Genomic DNA, 21,304 nt, shown 5'->3' with positions numbered 1-21,304 from the left:
GCGTGCCAGCATCCCCCGTGACCCCGCCTGACCGACTGGCCGCGCTACTGGGCACCGTTGGCCCGGCTGGCGCGTTCAGCGCACGTCGTACCGCGTCACCCCATAATCTGAGGCTCGCGGTGCGCGGTGTCGGGCCGATCGCTTTGCCGGCGGCCGCCGAGCAGGCGAAGCAGCTGTGCTCAGTTGGCCGGCCGGCCAGGTTCGGCAAGGGTGAGCAGACGCTGACGGACGCCGGGGTCCGCGACACGTGGGAGATCCCGACGAGCCTCGTCGACATCGACGAACAGCGGTGGCACGAGACGCTCCACCCGATGCTGGACCAGCTCCGGGCCGACCTCGGCCTGCCGCAGGGGTGCGAGCTGGTCGCCGAGCTGCACTCGATGCTGGTGTACGCGCCCGGCCAGTTCTTCGCGCCACATCAGGATTCGGAGAAGGCCGATGCCATGGTCGGCACCCTGGTGGTGACGCTGCCGTCGAAGACGGCCGGCGGCGTGCTGTCGATTGAGCACGCCGGCCGGACCGGGGCCTACGAATCATCACCGGACGAGCTGACCTTCGTCGCGTTCTACGCCGACTGCCGGCACCAGGTGTCGCCGGTGACGGCGGGCCACCGGATCGTGTTGACCTACAACCTGCTGCTCGCCGGTGACCCGGTCGCCTTGGCCGCCGGCTCGCTGGGTCAGGACCTGGTCACCGGACTGGCCGGCTGCCTGGACGATCACTTCGCGGAACCGACCGACGAGCCCGCCCGGCTGGTCTACCTGCTGGACCACGAGTACACCCAGCGGGCGTTGGGCTGGGACCGGCTCAAGGGCGACGACGTCGGCCGTGCCGCAGCGGTGCGGGCGGCCGCGCAGGCAGCCGGTTGTGAGGTCACTCTGGCGTTGGCGGAGCTGCAGGAGACCTGGAGCGCCCTCGACCCCGAGGAATCATGGGGCCGCTGGGGTCGGGGCCGGAGTCGGTACGGCCGGTATCGAAACGACGAGGAACCCAGCGGCGGGAGCGGGTCGGGCGAGTACGAGCTCGAAGAGCTCATCGATTCGTCGATGACCCTCGACTGCTGGCTGGACGAGTCCGGCGAGGTGGTGCCCACATCGCTGCGGATTTCCGACGACGAGGTGTGCGCCACGACGCCCACCGCGAACCTGTCACCCCACTCGTCTGAGTACGAGGGGTACATGGGCAACTACGGCAACACGTTGGACCGGTGGTACCGCCGGGCGGCGATCGTCGTGTGGCCGCGACGGTGGACCTTCGCGATCCGGGCGCAGGCGTCGCCAGGCTGGGCCCTCGACCGGCTCGCCGGTCTGCTGCGCGCCGGGGACGTCGCCGGTGCCCGGAGCAGCGCCGCCACGCTCGCCTCGTTCTGGCGGGTCCCCCCGGCGGCCGCCGGTGAGCTTGTCGCCGGGCGGGCACTGGCGGTCGCCTGGGGGCTCGACGAGCCGGACCTGGCAGCCATGCTGCTCGCGCCGCTGCGGGTGGAGGCGCTGGCACCGGCCGACGCCCCGGTGCTCGCTCGCCTCGCCACCCGCTACGGCGAGTCCTGGACCCGGGAGCGGGTCAACGGCTGGTTCGGCCGGAACTGGCTGTCCCGTTCGTCGCTGTTCGACAAGCAGACCCCGGACTGGCTGGCATCGCTGCCCGCGATGTGCGCGGCGCTGCGTGCCACCCGCGACACCGGGGGTGTGCTGGTCGGCCGGCTGCTGGTGGCCGGCGTCTGGTCCGAGCTGCACGGCCGGGCCGGAGGACTGCTGACCTACCCGGCGGCCCGCGACCGGCGCAGGTACCTCGCGGACCTGGGGCCGCAGATCGCCGTCGTCCTGGCCGGTGCCGCCAGCCTCGGTACGGCGGACCTGGCTGACCCGGCGGTCGAGTTCCTCTGCCGGGACGAGGACGACGTGCTTGCCTGCGCGATGTCGACGCTGCGGGCCGCCCGCGCGACCGCACCGGACCAGGCGGGGCAGCAGGTGGCCGGCATCGACACCCTCGCCGCGCACGTCGCCCGGCGGCTCGAGCGGCAGCTCGCCCGGCCGGCTCGGGCCGCCGACGACTGGTCGGTGGAACTGCCCAAGGGATGCGACTGTGAGCTGTGCGCCACCCTGGTGGCGTTCCTCGGCGATCCGGCGCGCCGCACCTTCGAGTGGCCGCTGGCCGAGCAGCGCCGCCGCCACGTCCACTCCCGCGTCGACCAGGCTGACCTGCCCGTCGACCATCAGACCCGGCGCAGCGGGCGACCGTACACTCTGGTCCTGCGCAAGACCGACGCGCTCTTCGACCGCGAACGCGAGGCCCGCCGCCGCGCCCAGGAAGACCTGGCCTGGCTCTCCCTGGGCCCGGAGGACCTCGGCTGAGCGTTAATCGCGTCGGGGACGTCACGCCTGGAAGTAGTGCCCGTCGTGCAGGTCGGCGATGAGGCCGGGGCGGCTGGGGGACCAGCCCAGGAGTTCCCGGGTGATCGCGGCCGACGTCGGATTGTCCAGTTGGGCGAACGGCCCGAGGAAGCCGAAGTAGTCGTCGGCTTCCTCGGGGCTGATGCTGCGGACCGGCACGTCGAGGTTGCGGGCGATGGCGGCGGCGATCTCTCGGAAGGGGACTCCTTCGTCGGCGGCGGCGTGCAGGCGGGAGCCGGCCGGGGCCTTTTCGAGGGCGAGCCGGTAGAGGTCGGCCGCGTCGAGCGTGTGTACGGCCGGCCACCGGTTTGTGCCTTCGCCGACGTACGCCGCGTACCCGTGCTGCCGGGCGGCGGCGACGAGGACGGTGACGAAACCGTTGCGGTCGAGCGGGCTGTGCACCGTCGGAGCGAGCCGGACGACGCAGGAGCGCACGTCGTGGGAGGCGAGGCCGACCACGAAGTTCTCCGCGTCGACCCGGTAGCCGCTCGGGAGAGCGTCGTGTTCAGTGCCGGGGCGGTCGACGATTCCGCCCATCGCGAGCATGGCTGTGCCGCCCGTGCCGACCAGCGGCTTGCCGGAGCCGCTCAGACCGTCGGCGAGTGCGTGGAGGGCGGCCAGGTCGGCACCGGCGGCGCCGGTCAGGTCGCCGGTGAGCAGGAGGTCGTGACGGAACGCCAGGTGGATGACGCCGTCGGCGGCGTTCGCTTCGGTGCGCAGAACGTCGAGGTCGGACAGGTCGGCGCGACGCGTCCCGGCGCCCAGTTTCTCGATCGCGGCAGCGGATGCTTCGGAGCGGGCCAGGCCGACGACGTCGTGGCCGGCGGAGATCAGGGCCGGCACGACCGCCGAGCCGAGGTGGCCGGAGGCGCCTGTGACGAATACGCGCATGTTGGTGTTCCTTCGTGAGTACCGATGTCGCCTTGTGACATCACCCTACCTTGTGATGTCACCATGCGACATGGCTTGGATCAAGAAGATGTCGTAGTGTGACATCGGATACCATCGCGGCATGGCCCGCTGGCAACCGGACGCACGCGGCCGCCTGGAGGCGGCCGCCTTCGAGCTGTTCCGTGAACGCGGCTTCGAACAGACCACGGTCACCGACATCGCCACCCGCGCCGGCCTCGACAAACGCACCTTCTACCGGCTCTTCGGCGACAAACGCGAGGCGCTGTTCGGCGGCAGCGAGCAACTGGAGGACCTGCTCGTCAAGGCGGTGACCGAGACGGACGCCGCCCCCTTCGAAGCGGTCGTCGCCGCGTTCCGTCAAGTGGCGGAGGAGATCTTCGCCGACCGTCTCGAGCTGGTCCGGGTGCGCCAGACCATCATCGAGAGCAGTCCCGAGCTGCAGGAACGTGAGCTGCGTAAGATGGGCTCGCTGGCGGCCGCGGTCGTTGCCGCGCTGTGCGCCAAGGGCCTTGACCAGACCGCGGCGACCCTGGCCACCGAGTCGGGTGTCACCGTGTTCCGGGTCGCGTACACCCGCTGGGTCGAGCCCGGCAACCGCGACTCGCTCACCGACCTGATCGCCGAGGTCGCCAGCGAACTACAGGCGATCACCTCGCCTGTTCGACGGTAGTTGCCGCGCGGTACGCTGCCGGCTTGACGGCTGTCGCGGGACGACGGTGCGCCCGCCGGGCCAGCGCACAGTGAACCGTCCAGTAAGCTCGGTCGCCCGTTGGCCGTCGGCGCGACGGCCGACGGCCCGGCGTACTCAACTGGGTTCCGGAGGTTCTCATGGCCGACCACGACGCAACGCTGTTCGACCGGCTCGACACCTCGGTGCCGCATCCGGCCCGCCGATACAACTACTGGCTCGGTGGGAAGGACAACTTCGCCGTCGATCGGGCCTCGGCGGACCAGATCGCGGCGGCCTGGCCGAGCGCGCCGATCGCGGCGCGAGAGAACCGCCGCTTCCTCGGCCGGGCGACCCGGTTCCTGGCCGCCGAGGCCGGGATCAGGCAGTTCCTCGACATCGGCACCGGCCTGCCCACCGCAGACAACACGCACGAGATCGCCCAGGCGATCGCGCCGGAGTCGCGGGTGGTGTACGTCGACAACGATCCGATGGTGATGGTGCACGCCAGGGCCCTGCTGACCAGCACCACCCAGGGTAGAACGTCCTACATCGAGGCCGATCTGCGCGAGCCCGGCAAGATCCTCAACCATCCCGACCTGCTCGCCACTCTGGACCTGTCCAAGCCGGTCGGGCTGATGCTCGTCGCGGTACTGCACTTCCTGCCGGGTCGAGGGGCGGCCGCACCGGTCGTCGCCGAGCTTGTCGACGCGCTGCCGCCGGGCAGCTACCTGGTCGTCAGCAATGCGACCAAGGACTTCCTCCCGGCACCGATCGCAGCGGTCTACGACCGGATGCTGGCTGCCGGGCAGACCGACATCTGGCCCCGGGAACGCGCCGAGTTCGCCGCGCTGGTGGAGGGCCTGGACCTCGTACCACCCGGGATCGGGGTGGTGAGCGACTGGCGCGCCGACGAGCCGGACCAGCCACGTCCGGCGGCAGCCGACGTGTCGGTGTACGGTGCGGTCGCCCGAATTCCCTGACCGCCACACCGGGCAGTGCCATCGCCGGAGGCGAGCCGCCCGCAGCACGCCGGAAAGGGCGACCTGGGCGGTAGCGTCGTCCGGGTGGACCTGGACGAGACCGCCGCCCGGCTCGGGGTGCCCGTCGCCGACGTCGAGCGGGTGCACCGGCTCGCCGGTGACCGGCCGTCGGCTCCGCTGCCGGCCAGGGCCGACGCGCCCGCGATCCTGGACCGGCTCGCGGTGCGGCCGGACGACGCCGCCGAAATCATGGCCGGCTGGCCGGATCCCGACTCGCCGCTGTGGACGCCGGAGCTGCGCTGGCTGCTCGACCGGACAATCGCCCTGGTCCGGGCCGACCTCGGCGGCTACGGCTGGCTGGCACCCGGCCCGGAGCTGCCCCGCGACCGGGGACCCGCCTGGCGGCACCTCTACGCGTACGCGTACCTGGCCCTGGTCGACGTCGTCCGGGCGTACCACCGCGCCCACGGCATCGCCGACGCCGTGTCCTGGGCGACCCTCGCGGACCTGGGCCGCAACCTCGCCATCGACCGGCGGATGCGTGGCGAGGGCTGGCCGGTGATGCAGGCCTGGCTGACCCTGCACGTGCGCGGCAGCCTCTACGAGCTGGGCCGGCTGCAGCACCACCGCAGCGACAGCGCCATCGAACTGCACATCCCCGACGCGGGGCCGCTGACCCCGGAGGCGGTCAGCGCGTCACTCGACGCGGCCCGCGCGTTCTTCCCCCGACACTTCCCCGACGAGCGGTACGCGGCGTTCGCCTGCGGGTCGTGGCTGCTCGACCCGCAGCTGCGGGAGTACCTGCCGGCGGACTCGAACATCGTCCGGTTCCAGCGTCGGTTCGAGCTGGAGCCGTACCAGGAGCCGGACGGGCCGGACGCCGACGTCGAGGTGCTGCGGTTCGTGTTCCGCACGCTGACCACGCCGCTCGACGCGCTACCACGCCGTACCGTGCTGCAACGCGCCGTCGTCGACCACCTGACGGCCGGCCGCCACTGGCAGTGGCGCCGCGGCCGATTCCCGATCTGACCACGCCTGCTCTGCGCCCGGCTCGGTAACCGCGACGGCCGAGGCGGAAACGAGGCGGTGACGGCCGACCGGCTGTCTGCTGTCGCCGGATCACCAGGAGCTGGAAACGTAGAACATCTAGTTCTACACTCGTGTCCATGGAGCGCATCGGTGTCCGAGAGCTGAATCAGAACACGAGTCAGGTGTTGGCTCGGGTGAGTGGTGGCGAGACTGTCGAGATCACCGACCGCGGACACCCGATCGCCCGACTCGTCCCGGTAGGCGACGACCGGTCGGTGTTGGCGAAGCTGGTAGCGGCGGGGCGAGCCGTCGCCCCCACCGGCGGCGGCTCTGTGCCGCTTCCCCCGAAGCTCGGTGACGAGGATGTGGACGTGGCCGCCTCGCTTGTCGCGATGCGTGACGAGGAGCGCTGGTGATCTATCTCGATTCAGCTGCCGTCGTCAAGCTGGTTCGGCAGGAGGTGTGCAGCGCCGACCTTGTCTCCTGGCTCAACAAGCACGACGATGTGCCGCTGGTCTCCTCCGCTCTCGTCGAGGTGGAAGTGCCCAGAGCGCTGCGCCGAGCAGCTCCGCAAGCGTTGATCGGCGTGCCGGCTGCCGTCGGACGGCTGTTCCGACTCGAGATCGACAGCACGATTCGGGCGACCGCAGCCGCGTTCGCCGAGCCGACGCTCCGCAGCCTCGACGCCATCCACCTGGCCACCGCCCAGGTGCTGACCAACGAGTCCGGCACGGCACTCACTGCCTTCGTGACCTACGACCGGCGGCTGCTCGACCATGCCAAGGAAGCAGGACTACCCGTAGCAAGCCCCGGCCAGAACTGACCCACGAAGGCGAGGTACCGCCACCACCGTTACCCAGGGTGTACCGACTTTGCCGGGTCCGCCTTCGCCGCCCTGTCTCACGAGGGCTGGGCCGGCTGGCGGAAGGCGTACTCGTGCCGGTCGAAGTCGATGGTCCAGGCGTACCTGCTCAGGAAGGCGTGCGACAGCAGACCGTCGATCCGGACGCCGCCGAACGACGCCCACGGTGCACGTCTACCCGGTGCGGTGGCTACGAACTGCCGCTGCTGCCGCAGCGGGCCGAGTGAGATCGGTGCGTCGGTGTCGAAGTGCGGGCCGGCGGCGCGGGCACGGGGGACTCCCCAGGAGCGGTACCGCCGGGCTGTCGCGTACAGGCAGGCCTGCCGGGGCGGCGATCCGTCGTCGCCCCGGACGACGTACGCGAGCCCGGAGTCGATGAAATAGTTGAGATCCTGGCGGTCGCCGAAACCGCCACGGGCGAACATGTAATGGTCACTCCACAGGTGGAACGGAATGCGTGCGGCCTCGGGCCAAGTGCCGAGCAACGCCTGATGCGTGGCTAACCCGCCGGGGTCGCGACGGGGCGACAGGAGCAGCCGTTCGCCGGGGTAGTCGACGGTGGAGAGAAACCGCTGCAGCACGTTGGTGCCGATGACCACTACATCCTGGCCGCCTTTCAACGTGGGCATCGCCTCGACGGGCACGTTGGTCAGCGTGGCGTCGCCGAGGGCCAGCTCGTGGGCGAGCCCGGTGTAGCTGTCGGCGCGGGTGGTGCCGTGGTAGTGCCGGCCGGTGGCGACGAGCCGGATGCCGAGCGCGTCGGCGCGCGGGGTGCCCATGACGAGGAAAGGTCCGCCGGTGTCGATGACGGCGTTCACCTGGTGGCCGTCGATGGTCGCGGCCACCGCCGGCAGGTACGGCGCCAACGCGTGGTCGGCGAACGGCAGTGTCGTGGTGCGGCCGAGGCTGCTTGTCAGCGGGTGGTCCACTCGCAGCTGAAGGTCCGGCGCTGTCGGTCGTCGCGGCCGTCGCCGGCGCAGGTACGCCGCCGCTTCGGCTGGTCTGTCCAGATGCAGCAGGGCCTGCGCGACGAGCCCGTCCAACCGCCTGAAGCCCAGCGGCCCTGGTCGCAGCGTCGCGTGGTGTGCCAGCGCCTGTTCGTAGCGTCCGCACACGTAGTCGGTGAGGAACAGCAGGTGCGCGCGTTGCCGAGGGCTCACCTGCGTCGCCAGCCGTTCGACCTCGCTGACGTCTCCCCGGGTCCACGCCCGCCACGCGGCGCGGGCGGACCCACTCGGCAGCAGCCCTCGGTGCCGGCTCACCGCTCCTCCTGCGCTGGCGGCGGTTGGCCGCCGGTGCCGAGGTCGGAAGTTGCGGCGATGATGGTCAGCAGAGGGATGACTGCTCGCGGGGTCAGCTCGTACTCGCCACGGCGGGGCTGGGCGAGCAGGCCGGCCGTCTGCAGGACGCGCAGATGGTGGTAGAGGTGTCCGGTCGAACTTTCGCCGAGCACCTCCTGCAGCTGCGTACGGGTGCGTGGCGCGCCGAGCAGTGCGGCGAGCAGGGCCAGGCGTGCCGGGCTGCCGAGGGATTCGAGCGTGCCGGCGGCGGCTGCCCAGTCGGCGGCGGCGAGATCCTGGACGCGATGCTCCATGACCCACTGGTATTCGCGGCGGCCGAAACCGGCTGCCCCCGCATAGGTGATCGAGCCGGTCTCCGTCGGCTCTCCGGATGCCTCGGCACGCTGCTCACGTAGCCGGTCGAGCAGCCCCAACGCTTCGCTTCCGGCTGCTCGACCGGTGCCTGACCCACCGCCGCCCCGGGCTGCCGCCGTTTCCAACTGCTCGACGCGCCGCTCCAGCGCGGCGATCCGCAGTTCCGTTGAATCCGATGCCACCCGGTCACCCCTGATCGTTGTTCCGGAATTTCGTACTAGCGTACAAAGTCGGCTGCAACGCTGTCAACGACGCCCCCCGCGCGGGCGGTAACCCCGACGGCGGAGGCGGAAACAGACCAGGCATGGACGACGATCGGAGACGATTCGCGGAGCTGTTCCGACGGCACTACGGCGCGGTGATGCGGTACGCGGCCCGCCGGGTCGGCCGGGAACGTGCGCCGGACCTCGTCAGCGAGGCGTTCCTCGTCGCCTGGCGACGCCTGCCGGACGTGCCGGACACCGACCCCCTGCCCTGGCTGTACGCGACGACCCGGCACCTGATCGGCAACGAGATCCGGGGCCGGGACCGGCAGGCGAGGCTGGCGTCCCGGCTGGGCGCGATCGTCGAGACGGTCACGGCCGACCATGCCGATGCCGTGGTCGACCAGGTCCGGGTCCGCCGCGCGCTGGCACAACTGTCCGAAACGGACCAGGAGGCGCTGCGGCTGGCCGCCTGGGAAGGACTCGACGCCACCGCCGCCGCCACCGCCATGGGGTGCAGTCGTACCGCGTACAAGGTGCGGTTGTTCCGGGCCCGGCGGCGGCTGGCGGCCGCGTTGGAACCGGCCCCGACCAGGAGGCCGGCGGACGCCGAGCTCTCCCCGCTGACTCACGAAGGAGGATCATGATGGAAACCGATCGACTGATGCGCGACGCGGATCCAGTCGCTGACTGGCGGGTGGACGCCGAGTCGCCGCAGGCCGCGGCGATGCTGGCCGGCATCCTCGCGCAACCCCGGTCCGACGTCGCGCAACCGTCCGGCATGCCGGCGGTACGGCGACAGCCCGCCGCTGTTCGTCGGGTGCGGCACCGGCGGCTCGCGTTCGGCGGGGCTGCCGCCGCAGCGGTGGCGGTGGCCCTCGCGGCGTCGACGGTCTGGCTCGACGGCCCCGGCGGGGCCACCCCCGCCTACGCGGTAACCGCCAACCCGGACGGCTCGGTAGGACTGATGGTCGACTGGGACCGGCTCAACGACCCGGCCGGTCTTGCCGCCGACCTGCGCCAGGCCGGCGTACCAACCGAGCTGCGTTACGCCAGAGACGCTCAGCCGGTAGCTGTCTGCCTCGATTCGGCAGGGCAACAACGAGCAGACGCAGCTCTCACCAGCAGGAGCCGCAGCGAAAGGACAGCCCTCGCCGATGGGTATCGCATACGGCCAGAACTGTTCCCCGATGGGAGCGTCATGGTCGTCTCCACGTTCTCCGATTCCGCTACGCAAGTGACCTACACGATGCTCTATCTCGCGCCCGCCGATGACACCTCCTGTACATATCTCGGCTCGCGCGTGAGCACCCGATACACCAAACCCGGGATGCGCCCAGAGGAGTGAGCGAGGGCTGTGCGTCGAGGTGAGGCTGACGCACCTCAAAATCGCGTTTGAGGTGCGTCAGCCTCACCTCGATGGCTAGTCTCGGGCGTGCGGGCAACGCCCGTCACGGGCCGAGGAAAGCCAGCGCTACGACCGCGATGTCGTCGCGGCAGCGGAAGGCGCGTTCGCCCGCATACACGACAACTCCATCGATCAGTTCCTTGCCGATGCGGTCACGGAGCCAGTGCAGATGCTTGGTGTCGGTGTCCTCGACGCGATAGGCCAGCTTGCCTTCGACACCCAGCACCCGGCCGTCCGCGTGTCGAGCGTGCAGGTCCACCTCTGCTCTACCAACGCAGGTCGCTTACTCTGCCGAACGCAGGCTCCGCTACCTTCGAGGAGCACGGGAGCTGACAGCGTCGGGTCCGCCGTCAGCGCAATCGTTGCCGGCGGCCGTCGAGCTGGGGAAGAGCGGGAGCTGTCGCCGCTGACAGGCGGTGTCCCGGCCGATCACCAACTCGGCAGTACGGCGGCAACGAGCGATCTGTGTCTGCCCATGAGGTCTCCCCATCGCTCCGTCAGCGTCGCTGGACGGCGGTACGGTGACCTCATGCGGGCTGTCCGGATTGGGCTACCCATCGCCGTGCTGTTCGTGGTCGCCAGCGCGGCTGCGGTCGCCGTACCGCTGGTGCGGGCCAGCATGTCGGCAAGCGAGCCGGATGAGCGGCCTGCTGCGGCTGTCGAGCAGTTCGTGTGTGCCCAGGTGGCGTCCAGCGTCGATGACTACTGCGATCGCATCGCCGAGGATCTCGGCCGGCGTACGCCGGTGACCGACGACGAGCGGGTAGCGGCGCAGCCGCGCCGGCAGGCGTTGCTGGACGACTTCGTCCGCGAGTTCGGCGCGGATTGTCCCGGGCCGTTGGAGCACTGTCGGCTCTCGGCCACCACACCGGAGGCGGTCCGACAGGCGCTGATCGCTGCCGGCTTCAACGACCCGGCGGTACGGCCAGCCAGGTACACCGACCCGGCCCCGGCGGGGACGATCCTGTACGCCGTACCGGTCGGGCGTGCCTGCCTGGTTGGCTACGTCCAGTCGGAAACCGCCGCGCCACCACCCCTCATTGTGGGCCGCCTGTCCGACGACGCCTGTCTGTCGCCGTAACGAGCCACGCTTGACCACCGAACAAGCGGTTCCGGTGGCCGCCGAACCAGGAAGGTGCGGTCTCCACCCGAGGTTGTCGGGCGTACCTGTCGCTGGGATGTCGGCCCAGCAGGCGGAACGACACGTGAGTATCTATCACATTCTTTGCCTGTCAGGATCTGGGCACCTGCGAAAGATCGGTCTCGATAGCGAGCCAAGCATCTGACCATTGTGTCTCTTCGTACGAGGCTCTCGCGCTGGTCGGACGATGAAACCTGGCTGGTGGCATAATGGAGACTTCTGCGATATCGGGCAGTCTTGCCGGGTGACGAGCTTCAGCCAGCAAAGCGATGTGGGTAGTGGACGGAGCCGAAGGGGGCCCGAGAGTCATGGCGGGGCCGAGGCTGCGGCTACCGGTGGATGGTCGCTGACCGATTCGGAATGTAAGCAGATAGCCAGAGCGCACGTCGCGAAGGCAGCTGCTAATTCCCTGAGCCAACGCGAACTCGCCGAGCAGTTGCTTCGACTGCCTGCCCACGGCCTGGTTCGGGTGCAGCGAAATCTGAAGGTGCGTACGGGTGCCTCCATGCAGGTGATCGCTCAGGCGATGCAGACCAGGCTGGTCAAGGAGCCGGAGCAGACCGTCGCTGAGGCGCTGCACGACGCGCTCTCCCCCGCAGTGCATGCGACGGCCGCGACGAGTGCCCTGTCAGAGGGGCAACTCAGCGCGCTGCTCCGTGGTGACCTGACCCGCGTTGACTATCTCGCTGTCGATGGGGTCCAAGCTGTAGCGCGGGACATCCAGATCATCGGACGGACTTCCTTGGTGCGCGCCGTTGCCTGGTCATCGATGGTTAGCAGCGGTCACGCGGGAGCGGTAGCGGCCCTCGCCTGGCTGATCGCGGAGCCTCCAGACTTTTGGAGCGACAGGCATCGTCAGGTCGCCGCCGAAGTCTGGCTTCGCGTTCGTCGGCGATGCCCGATGCTTCCGGAGAATCCCGTTTCGTTGACGCAGCTCACTGAGCTGCTCGCGGCGGTAGATCCTGACGCGGTGTCGACGGTGGCGGAGCAGGAGGATTCCCTGCCGTCGGCGGATCAGCTGCTCGATCTGGTGCAACGCGGCGAGCGGATCGAGGCGGAGGCGGAATCCGTCCGATCGGTCGAGCTCGCGGCTGTCGATCTCGCATTCGCCCGAGGTGTTCCGCCGAGCGACGCGGTGCTCGCCCGCATCGCTGAAGTGGCCGCCGGCATCCGCAACTACCTCGATGAGGCGGTGGCGGTCGTCGACCTGCCTTCAGCTGAGTCACTCGCCGATGTTCGCCAGCAGTTGATCGCTGCGTCGGAGGCGGAGGCCCGCCGTGCTCGGATCACGAGAATCCGCCGACTGACGGAGATTGTCGCGCCCGATTTTGCTGCTGAGCAGGCCGCCCAGGTTGCGGACTTCGCGAACTCGGTCACCGCTGAGACAGACTCGAAAATCCTCGCCGGGCTGGACGCGCTGGTAACCGCAATCGAGGTGGGGCCCGAGGATCTGCAAGGGCGTATGGAGAAGTTGTCGGTCGCGCAGGCCGCGCTGCCACAGCTGGCAATGGCGATGACCTATGCGGCCTCCGGTCTCTTCACGTTCGCCGGCGTCACCGGTGCAGGCAGCCACGACAACCGGGAGACGGCGGACTCTGGCCGGACCGAGGACGGTTCGGACGCCTCGGGGAAGGTCCCCGGCGACGGGCCCCGTACGTCAGGGACGGACGACGTTCCTGATCCGCTTGCGGGGGCTCCCGCCGTCGAGCCGGTGACCCCGACGGCGGCTGCCGAGAACCAGCCCCAGACAGTGGAGCCACCTGTCGCCGAACGCGGTGAAGGGCACATGCTGCAGGACCAGTGGTCGGCCGGGCTCGTTTCCGCCAGCTCGGCACCTCCCGATCTGGACGAGGTGCTGGCCACGCTCGACCTGCGGGCACCGGCACCAGTGTCGATTCCCGGACCGCGTAACGCTGCGGCTTATCACCCCGTGTCGGAAGTGACCGATCGGCCTTCGGGTCCGGAAGCGGTGGGCGAGGTCGACCACGTCGATGCGGATGGACAGTACGCCTCCCTGCTGGGTGACCAGCAGTATGCGTTGGTGTACTGGCTGGTCGTGGCCGAAGGTCAGCCCGCGCCGGTCGCCGCTGCGCATCGGCTCATCGCCCACGCTGCGGCGATCCGGAGCTCCGCTGGGCCGAACGCGGCGGCGTTCGCAGAGACGGTCCAGCTTCTGGACGCGAACTCGCTGGCGGACCGTCCCGACGCGCAGATGCTGGTGTTCGCTGCTTCGGTTCGGGCCGGGCTGCTGTCGCCGACCGCAGGAGCGGCCGGTCCGCTGCGGGAGCTCACGACCAGTGTCGTCAAGGCCGGCCCTGCGGTGGAAGCCCTTGCCGAGGCGTTGTTGGGCGCGATATACAGTGGCGTCTATCTTAACCCTCGTCGTGCCGGGGTGATTGCGGAGGCCGCTGAGGTGGAGGCGGCGCACGAGCAGCTCGCCCGCTCCGCGCTGCACTACATGGACTCTGCTCGGTCGCGGACCATCCGGTACCAGGCTGCCACCGAGCTGTGGCAGTCCTGGATGGCACCATCCGGGTATCTCGGTGCGCCGCTTTCGGTTGTCGCGAGAGGCTCCCACGACAAGGACGACCTCACGTTCGTCCGGGACCGGATCGGTGTCCTACGGTCACGACAGACACTCGATGCGCAGCTGGACCGGGACACCCGGGGCGCGGGGAAGCGGAAGCGCCGTATCGAGGCGCGTGCGAGGGAGAAGCTTCTCGCCTGGACCGGTGAGGTCACCGACCTCCTGGTCGAGTGGGTTGCCGCGACGGAGAATCTCAGCGATCCGGCTGCCCGATCCTGGATGGCGGATCCGATCACAGAGCTGCGGACCAAGGTGAACATGGTCCGGGAAAGTGCCATCGAGCAGTTGCTGGCCGGATCCGGCTCTGGGGACGTGCGCCGAGAGGCTGTGGTGGACGCCTCGGTGGCGATGCTGCGCGAGGCACTGGCGCTGCTCGACGGCTCGGCCAGTCTGAAAGGTGCCGAGCAGCCGTCGGAGCGGCTGTTGAACGGGATGCTGGCGTTGGCTCCTGATCTGCCGCTGGACGCCCGGCTGCAGCCGAGGCGCCAGGTCTCAGTTGTCGACGTCACCGCCGCCTTCGCGCACCTCAACCGAGGAACCGACGGCTGGGAGCAGGCTTTCGAGGCACGCGCCGCCCGTGGCGATCAGGTCGGGGCACAGATTCTCGTCGAGATGCTGCGGCCGTACGACCCGCACTTCGCGCAAGGGTTGACGTCCCGACGCGAGGCAGCGATCGGGCGGTCGACCGAGCGCCTCGACGACGAGATCGCCAGGTTGGTCGCCACGTTGGACTCGGACCGCCGGTTCGGTCGGCTCACCGCCGAGCTGTGGTCCGACCTGTCGGCTCGGGTCCGGGCCTACTCGGCAGGTGTCCGTGCTGCCCGCCAGGACTTCGACGTGATGCTCGACGAACTGCGAAAGCTCGACGAGGAGCGCGCGGCGGAGGTGTCAACGGCGGTCGGAGAGGTCCGACGGTTGCTGGACGAGGTCCCTGACGAGGCCGCGGCCACGCGTATCGCGAGTCGTATCGATGAGGGCGACCTGACGACCGCCCACGAGTATCTCGAAACTGTCCGTCACGGTCGAAGCCTGCCTGGGCCGCATGACGATGTGGATCATCTTGGGTTGTTCTACTCCGGCTTTCTGGCGGCTCTCACCGGTGATCGGGCATCCCGGCGTTCCTCGCCGCTGGTGGAGTTGCGACGGGCGATCGAGGCGGGGCGCAATCCGAGCGAGGGCAGGATAGCTGTTGCGCTGAGTACCGCAGGCATCGACCTGTCGCAGCTCGACCGCCCGCGTAACGCGGCGACCCGGATCGGCCAATGGACGGTGCTCACCGACTCAAAGAACCTGGACGGCAGCAAGGTCGGTGCGGTCAAGTCCGTCCTCGAACAGCTCGGGTTCCTGGCCCGTGATGCGACGGTGCACAACCAGATCTACGACCGGTGGTCCTGGATCTACCTTTCCAGCGTCCGGGCTACCTCGGGGAACGCGCTGATCCCCGCGTTCGGCACCGCGATGAGCCCGTCGGGCGACACGTTGCGGGTGCTCGTGGTCCGCCGGTCGCCGACCCCGCAGGAACTGGTGGAGCTGCTGCGCAACGAACCGCCGGACCACGCGGTCGTCGTGCTGTATCTCGGCATCCTCGATGTCACGGCGAGACGGGATCTGGCGACAGCATTCCGCAGCGGCCGGAAGCTACCGGCCGTCGCGGTGGTCGACGAGGTGGCCTTCGCATACCTGGTGGCCCAGCCGGAGCCGGGCCGGCACATCACGATGGCGATCACCCTCCCGTTCACCTGGGCCACGCCGTTCACGCCGGACGTCGCCGGGCTGGTTCCACAGGAGATGTTCTACGGGCGTACCGACGAACGGGACCGGGTCGTCGACATGATGGGCCCGTGCATCGTGTACGGCGGCCGGCAGTTGGGCAAGTCGGCGCTGCTGAGGGCCGCCGCGCGCGATTTCGAGGACGGTGGAGCGCGGTACGCGATCTACCAGTCGATCTACAAGGTCGGTCAGGCGACCCCGGTCGACGCGGTCTGGACGACGCTGTGGCCACGACTGGCGGACAAGGGGATAGTGCCCCGCGACCTGCCATCCGGTGACATCGCCGAGGAGCTCACCAACCGTGTCTCGGCGTGGATCGGTGGACGGTCGGGTCGACAGCTGCTGCTTCTGCTCGACGAATCGGATTCGTTCCTGGACGCGGACGCCACCGACGGCAAGTTCGCTCACGTCACCCGGTTCAAGGATCTGATGGAGAGCACCGGCCGGGCGGTGAAGGTCGTCTTCGCCGGCCTGCATCAGACGGCCAGGTTCGAGCGGCTGGCGAATCACCCGCTCGCGCACTTCGGGGACCCGGTCTGCGTCGGCCCGCTGGCACCGCAGCCGGCCTACGACCTGCTGACCCGACCGTTGGAGGCGCTGGGCCTGCGGTTCGAGAACCACGACCACGCCTCCCGGGTACTGGCGTTGGCCAACAACCAGCCGGCGTTGATCCAGCTGTTCGGCGCTCAGCTGCTGCGCAACCTGCAGCGGACCCCGGCGTCGGGTGTGCTGCCGCAGGCGGTGACGCTCGACGACATCGAAGCGGTCTGGGCCGACGCCTCGCTGCGGACATCGTTCCGCAAGCGGTTCGACTGGACCTTGAACCTGGATCCGAGGTACAAGGTGATCGCCTACAGCGTCGCCTACCACACCCATGACAACGGTGTCGGCTCCGCGCTCACAGCGGCGCAGCTGCGAGCCGAGTGCGAACACTGGTGGCTGAAGGGCTTCGCGGCACAGGACATGCGGGCCGGCGAGTTCCGTGCTCTGCTCGACGAGTGCGTCGACCTCGGGGTGCTGTCCTACATCAAGGGCAGGTACCGGCTGCGTACCCCGAATCTGCACGACCTGCTGGGCACTCAGGAGGAGGTGGACGAGTTCCTCGCCCAGGCCGACTCGATGCCGCTTCCGGAGAGTTTCGACGCGAGCATGATGCGCCCGCAGTTCGGCAGCGGTGTCACCCGGGGCCCGCTCACCTCCTCGCAGATCGCCGACCTGTTGGCGCCGCGTCGCCAGGTCCGTCTGATCGTCGGTTCCGCGGCGCTGACCGTCGAGCGGTGCGCAAAGGTGCTACAGGAGGAGAAGGAAAAGGCGTACCACTCCGGAAGGCTCGGTACCCATCTGCGGGACGCCACGCCGATGACGTTGCGTCACGCATGCCAGCAGGCCACGCTGAAGTCGGCGGGTGGGCACGCCGTGGTGTACGTCGATGTGAGCGATGCCACGGTCGACGTCGCGCGGGAGACCTGGCGTACCGCACGCGAAATCATCGCCACGCGGACCGGGGGCACGTTGGGGATCGTCCTGATCTCCGGGGTGGCGCAGGCACCGTTGTGGCTGGAGGCGCAGGAGCAGTCCGACATGTCATGCGGGGTCACCGGTCTGCGTCGGTACGGCCGCACCGACCTCCGGTTGTGGCTTACCGACACGACGCTGCCGTTCCAGGACGACGCTACCCGCAACGAACTGTTGGCGGTCACCGGCGGCTGGCCGGTGCGGATCAACAAGGTCGCCGAGGCGTTGACTGAAGACCATGAGCTGCACACCCGGACGGATCCACTCGACCGGGTACGGGCAGAGTTCTCGTCGATCGAGCATGCCGAGGCGTTGGTCGCGGCCAGCGGGGTACGCAGCGACGAGGTGCTGCGACAGGCATGGGAGACGCTGGTCGCGGAGCACTACGACGATCGGATCGACCCGGAGACGATCGCGTGGGCGCTGACCGAGCACGCGGTGAACAGTGAGGTGGACCGGGGCTGCCTCACCGAAGAGTATCTGGCGCAGACCCCGTACAAGGACGCGGCCGGGGTGGTCGAGGTGCTGCGGATTCTCGGCCTGCTCATTCTGGATCCGGCGGACGGTCTGCTGCACCTGGAACCGGTGATGACCGCAGCGACCCGGGCTGTCGGCGGATGAGCCGTACGTCGAAGCAGCTGCTCGACGAACTGATCGGTGAAGCTGCCCGGGTAGCGGTGACCAGTTCCCGCTTCGCGGACCATCAGGCTGACCCGGCGGCCTTCGCGGAGGCAAACCGGGGTCAGCTGCTGCTGCTCATCGTCCGGTACCCGAAGCTGCGAACCGCCCTCGCCGACCAGTACGCGGACCGTCTCGCCGGGGCCGATCCGCTGCTGCGGCAGCTGACCGGGGCTGATCCGGTCGTCGCCAGTGCGGCGGCCGCTGCGTTGGCCGACCGCAAGGTCCTGCTCCCGCAGCCACGGTCGAAGAAGTCGGAGAAGCCGTCATCGACCGCTGACGAACGGCGGATCGCCAGGCTGCGACGCGACATCGAGGAGTCACGTGGGGCCCGTGACCGGGCACGTGGTCAGCGTGACTGGGCGACCCGGGAACGTGACGAGGCCAGGCGACAGCTCGACGCGGCGTTGAGCGACCGGGACGACGCCCTTACGGTCGTCGAGTCGCTACGGGCGCAGCTGTCGATGGCACGCCGGGAGGTAGCGGCGCTGACCGCTGACGTCGCGCATGCCGCCGGTGTCCTGGTAGAGGTGGCCGCGCCGGTCGATGCGACGCCCGCGATCGACGTCGACCCGCGCGAGACGGCGCAAGCCAGGGTGCCGGTTCATCCGCAGGACGCCCGCCTGGTCGCGGCACTTGACGCCGGCAAGGTCGATCGCGAGTCGTTTCTCCAGGTGATGAGGGCGCTGCAAATGCCCTGGCCGCCGCCGTCGCCGCAGTTCAGCGCTGCTACCAGAGACCGCGAACTGACGGTGAAGCCGCTCGGCGGCGGCACCGAGATCGGCGGCTCCTGCCTGCTGGTGGAGGTCGGCGACGTACGTCTGTTGGTCGATGCCGGGATGCGGCCCCGCCAACCGCTCGACCGGTCGGGTCCGCCGCTCATCGGCGAGGTGCGCGGTGGCCGGCTCGACGCCGTCGTGGTCACGCACGCCCATCATGACCACGCGGGCTACGTGCCGGCTCTCGTCGCCGACCATCCTGGCCTGGCTGTCTACTGCACCGCGGACACGGCGGCGTTGCTGCCGACGATGTGGGCGGACTCGGTCCGGGTGTTCGACCGCCGGGTGGCGCGGACGCCACCCGGCGGGCCGGAACTCCCGCTGGCTCCGTACAGCCAGGCGGAGGTCGATCAGGCTCAACGGCGTCTCCGTCCGTTGGGCTTCGGCGCGTCGGCCGAGATCGCCGCCGGGATCACGATCGAACTGTTTCCCGCCGGGCACATCCTCGGCGCCGCCGGGGTGGTGGTCACCGCTGGCGAGAGCAGGCTGACCGTCACCGGTGACGTGTCGAACCAGGCCCAGACCACCGTGCCCGGCCTGATCGTCCCGCAGTCGGCGCAGGGGTGCGGACTTCTGGTCATCGAGTCGACCCACTGCCAGCGCAACACCAACCGGGAAGCGGAGGTGGAGCAGTTCCTGGCGACGGTGCAGGAGACGGTGGCTTCCGGCGGACGGGTGCTGGTGCCGGCGTTCGCGTTGGGCCGGGCACAGGAGGTGGCGTTGACGTTGCGCCGGCGCCTGCCGGACGTACCGGTGCTGCTCGACGGGCTGGCCAAGGAGGTCGCCCGGATCTACGAACAGCAGACCGAGATGCGTCCGGACCCGCTGTACATCTACGGCGACCAGGTGCGGGAGGTACCGGCGACCCAGCGCGGCGAGCTCATCGCGTCATTCCGGCGCGGCGTCATCATCACGACGTCGGGCATGCTCACCGCCGGGCCGGCGGTGCAGTGGGCACGCGCCGTGCTGCCCGACCCGAACGCAGCCCTGCTGTTGGTCGGCTACCAGGACGAGGAGTCGCCGGGAGCGGCGTTGCTGGCGTTGTCGAAGGACAGCCGGGCCGGTTTCGAACTCAACGGCGCCCGGGTCGAGGTCAACGCGCAGGTGTCGAAGGCCGGTCTGTCGGCGCACGCCGACCGCCGCGGCCTGACGTCGATCGTCCGCACCGTCGGCGCGGAGGATGTGATGCTGGTGCACGGGTTCCCAGCTGCCCAGCGGGAGTTCACGGAGCACCTCACCCGGCTGGGTCACCGGGTGGTGAGGACCGGACGGTGGCAGCAGCGACGCTGAGTCGCTCCCGAAGAGCACCGTCGCACGTGGTCCCATACCTCGGGTAGGCGCTGCCACTCGTCCACCAGGACCGGCCCCGGCAGGCGGATCAGGATCGACGGGTCGGCCGTGACGATCTCGCGCTGGGCGGCCAGACTGAGATCGATGACCGATGCGGTTCGTTGCATCGCCGTCGAGGAGCACGGGTGGCGATGTGCGAGGGAACCTCCATGGCTGTCTCGGGCCGATTTGACGACAATGACGGTTCCCTCGTCTGCCCACAGGCCAACCTTGTACAGGCTGATCAATCGGTGTCGCTGGCAGCCAGTACCGCCAGTCGCCGCCGGTCCGGTGACACGACTGCCAGACCGATATCCCAGGCGATACGGTCGAACCACGCGGTGGCACCGGCGAACGAATACCACGAGCAGCGATGTGCCAGTGCTTCGACATCACCGGCCGATGCGCCATTCGCAGCGCCGACCAGCGCCGCGACCGACCGCCACGCCAGCAGCCTTCCGTACGCTCCAAACTCGCCACGGTTGTACGCGCCGCCGGTCGACGCCGCTGCGAACAACTGCCGCCACGCCTGCGGCGGCGAGCATGTGCCGAGCCCCGTCGTCAGGCCCAGGGTGCACTCCAGGTCGACGCTCACCAGCGCATCGCCGACGGCGTCCGGCGGGAGGTCGTCGTCGAACGCGAACGCCTGTGCCTCGATACGGCCGTTGGATCCGGTGGCCCAGTTGTCGACCGCCGCGCTGAGCGCCGCAGCCTCGCCAGACGTGGTCGTCTCCTGCCACCGGGGGACAGGACAGTGCCCGTGCACGGGCTCCGCCGCCATGGCCGGCAGGTCATGGCTGCCCCCGCCGTGGTGGTACCTGGGGCGGCTGGGGTGCCCTTCGATCGGCGTCAACGACAACGGCAGCCAGCCGAGCGGATGTTGGCGCCGGTGCGGCGAGACAACCCACCGGTGATGCACCTCGGCACCGCGCAACACCAGTTCCTGCAGCAGACAGGCCCGCAACTCCTCCGACCCGTCCGCATCGAACACGACGGCCAGGTCTGCGGCGGTATGTGCCGAAGCGAGCAGGGACGCGGCGTACCGGATCTGGCGGCGGTCCTGCACGACGGCGATCAACCGGACGGCCTGGTCGATCGCCCCTGGCGTCAGAGTCAGCAGCCGCAGTGTCCGATCGAAGACGCTGCGGTGCTGCCACGGCACTGTCGTATCGCCCCCGTAGCTGCGCCACACCGCGATGCCGAGGTCCGCGACGAAGCTCGCGTCGCCGGTCCGGAGACGCCTCTCGGCGAGCGCCAGGACTGCCGTCACGTCGCCCAATTCGGCGAGGCCGGCCACCATGCTCCGGGGATCGTCATCCACGCCGAGAACTCTAGCCAGCGTTCACCCGCTGCACCGGACGGGCGATCGGCGTACGGGCGGATCGTTGCTACCGTC

General features: G+C 69.7%; 16 protein-coding genes. 11 read left to right on the top strand and 5 right to left on the bottom strand.

Features of this window, described 5'->3' with window-relative positions:
- The first annotated feature begins 2 nt into the window (after nt 1-2).
- A complete protein-coding gene (locus tag O7621_RS02380) occupies nt 3-2,351 on the top strand; it encodes a 2OG-Fe(II) oxygenase (RefSeq protein WP_282232528.1) in 2,349 nt (782 codons plus the stop codon).
- A gap of 21 nt (nt 2,352-2,372) precedes the next feature.
- Here the strand turns inward: O7621_RS02380 and O7621_RS02375 are convergent, their stop codons facing one another.
- A complete protein-coding gene (locus O7621_RS02375; protein WP_282232527.1) occupies nt 2,373-3,281 on the bottom strand; it encodes an SDR family oxidoreductase in 909 nt (302 codons plus the stop codon).
- Nucleotides 3,282-3,402: 121 nt separating this feature from the next.
- Between O7621_RS02375 and O7621_RS02370 the strand changes: the two genes are divergently transcribed.
- The 5 genes from O7621_RS02370 to O7621_RS02350 all read left to right on the top strand — a co-directional run bounded on the left by O7621_RS02370 (nt 3,403) and on the right by O7621_RS02350 (nt 6,804).
- On the top strand, nt 3,403-3,972 hold the full coding sequence (locus O7621_RS02370; protein ID WP_281552872.1) for a TetR family transcriptional regulator: 570 nt from the start codon (nt 3,403-3,405) through the stop codon (nt 3,970-3,972).
- A gap of 158 nt (nt 3,973-4,130) precedes the next feature.
- A complete protein-coding gene (locus O7621_RS02365) occupies nt 4,131-4,952 on the top strand; it encodes an SAM-dependent methyltransferase (RefSeq protein ID WP_282232526.1) in 822 nt (273 codons plus the stop codon).
- 84 nt (nt 4,953-5,036) lie between these two features.
- Nucleotides 5,037-5,981: an acyltransferase domain-containing protein gene (locus O7621_RS02360; protein ID WP_282232525.1), complete on the top strand. Its 945-nt coding sequence runs from the start codon at nt 5,037-5,039 to the stop codon at nt 5,979-5,981.
- A 137-nt stretch (nt 5,982-6,118) separates the two neighbouring features.
- Complete coding sequence (locus O7621_RS02355) at nt 6,119-6,397, top strand: type II toxin-antitoxin system prevent-host-death family antitoxin (protein ID WP_281552875.1); 279 nt, start codon at nt 6,119-6,121, stop codon at nt 6,395-6,397.
- Complete coding sequence (locus O7621_RS02350) at nt 6,394-6,804, top strand: type II toxin-antitoxin system VapC family toxin (RefSeq protein ID WP_281552877.1); 411 nt, start codon at nt 6,394-6,396, stop codon at nt 6,802-6,804. Before O7621_RS02355 ends, O7621_RS02350 begins: the two co-directional genes overlap by 4 nt.
- Nucleotides 6,805-6,881: 77 nt before the next feature.
- Here O7621_RS02350 and O7621_RS02345 read toward each other — a convergent pair whose 3' ends face one another.
- Both O7621_RS02345 and O7621_RS02340 read right to left on the bottom strand, forming a co-directional pair.
- Entirely contained in the window at nt 6,882-8,105 is a 1,224-nt protein-coding gene (locus O7621_RS02345; protein WP_282232524.1) for a retropepsin-like aspartic protease, read from the bottom strand.
- Nucleotides 8,102-8,680 carry a helix-turn-helix domain-containing protein gene (locus tag O7621_RS02340; RefSeq protein WP_282232523.1) on the bottom strand — a complete coding sequence of 193 codons (579 nt, stop codon included), beginning with the start codon at nt 8,678-8,680 and terminating at the stop codon, nt 8,102-8,104. The genes O7621_RS02345 and O7621_RS02340 overlap by 4 nt, the downstream gene beginning before the upstream one ends.
- Nucleotides 8,681-8,802: 122 nt before the next feature.
- On the opposite strand from O7621_RS02340, the gene O7621_RS02335 reads away from it, so the two are divergent.
- Both O7621_RS02335 and O7621_RS02330 read left to right on the top strand, forming a co-directional pair.
- Nucleotides 8,803-9,348 carry a sigma-70 family RNA polymerase sigma factor gene (locus tag O7621_RS02335; RefSeq protein WP_282232522.1) on the top strand — a complete coding sequence of 182 codons (546 nt, stop codon included), beginning with the start codon at nt 8,803-8,805 and terminating at the stop codon, nt 9,346-9,348.
- The gene (locus O7621_RS02330) at nt 9,345-10,049 is read left to right on the top strand and encodes a hypothetical protein (RefSeq protein ID WP_282232521.1); all 705 of its coding nucleotides are present in this window, start codon (nt 9,345-9,347) and stop codon (nt 10,047-10,049) included. Before O7621_RS02335 ends, O7621_RS02330 begins: the two co-directional genes overlap by 4 nt.
- 103 nt (nt 10,050-10,152) lie before the next feature.
- On the opposite strand, the gene O7621_RS02325 is transcribed toward O7621_RS02330, so the two are convergent.
- Entirely contained in the window at nt 10,153-10,368 is a 216-nt protein-coding gene (locus O7621_RS02325) for a hypothetical protein (RefSeq protein WP_281552882.1), read from the bottom strand.
- A 270-nt stretch (nt 10,369-10,638) separates the two neighbouring features.
- Between O7621_RS02325 and O7621_RS02320 the strand changes: the two genes are divergently transcribed.
- The 3 genes from O7621_RS02320 to O7621_RS02310 all read left to right on the top strand — a co-directional run bounded on the left by O7621_RS02320 (nt 10,639) and on the right by O7621_RS02310 (nt 19,869).
- The gene (locus tag O7621_RS02320; RefSeq protein ID WP_282232520.1) at nt 10,639-11,190 is read left to right on the top strand and encodes a hypothetical protein; all 552 of its coding nucleotides are present in this window, start codon (nt 10,639-10,641) and stop codon (nt 11,188-11,190) included.
- Between the two features lie 304 nt (nt 11,191-11,494).
- Nucleotides 11,495-17,743 carry a hypothetical protein gene (locus tag O7621_RS02315; protein WP_282232519.1) on the top strand — a complete coding sequence of 2,083 codons (6,249 nt, stop codon included), beginning with the start codon at nt 11,495-11,497 and terminating at the stop codon, nt 17,741-17,743.
- On the top strand, nt 17,740-19,869 hold the full coding sequence (locus tag O7621_RS02310; RefSeq protein WP_282232518.1) for an MBL fold metallo-hydrolase: 2,130 nt from the start codon (nt 17,740-17,742) through the stop codon (nt 19,867-19,869). The genes O7621_RS02315 and O7621_RS02310 overlap by 4 nt, the downstream gene beginning before the upstream one ends.
- 283 nt (nt 19,870-20,152) lie before the next feature.
- Here the strand turns inward: O7621_RS02310 and O7621_RS02305 are convergent, their stop codons facing one another.
- Nucleotides 20,153-21,205, bottom strand: a complete 1,053-nt coding sequence (locus O7621_RS02305) for a DUF6183 family protein (protein ID WP_282232517.1) — start codon at nt 21,203-21,205, stop codon at nt 20,153-20,155.
- Nucleotides 21,206-21,304 lie beyond the last annotated feature (99 nt).

Origin of the sequence: Solwaraspora sp. WMMD937 (genome assembly GCF_029581175.1) — a bacterium.
In the GTDB taxonomy this organism is placed as follows: Bacteria; Actinomycetota; Actinomycetes; order Mycobacteriales; family Micromonosporaceae; genus Micromonospora_E.
The sequence above is the reverse complement of the archived record's forward strand: the minus strand, read 5'-3'. Positions and strand labels throughout refer to the sequence as shown.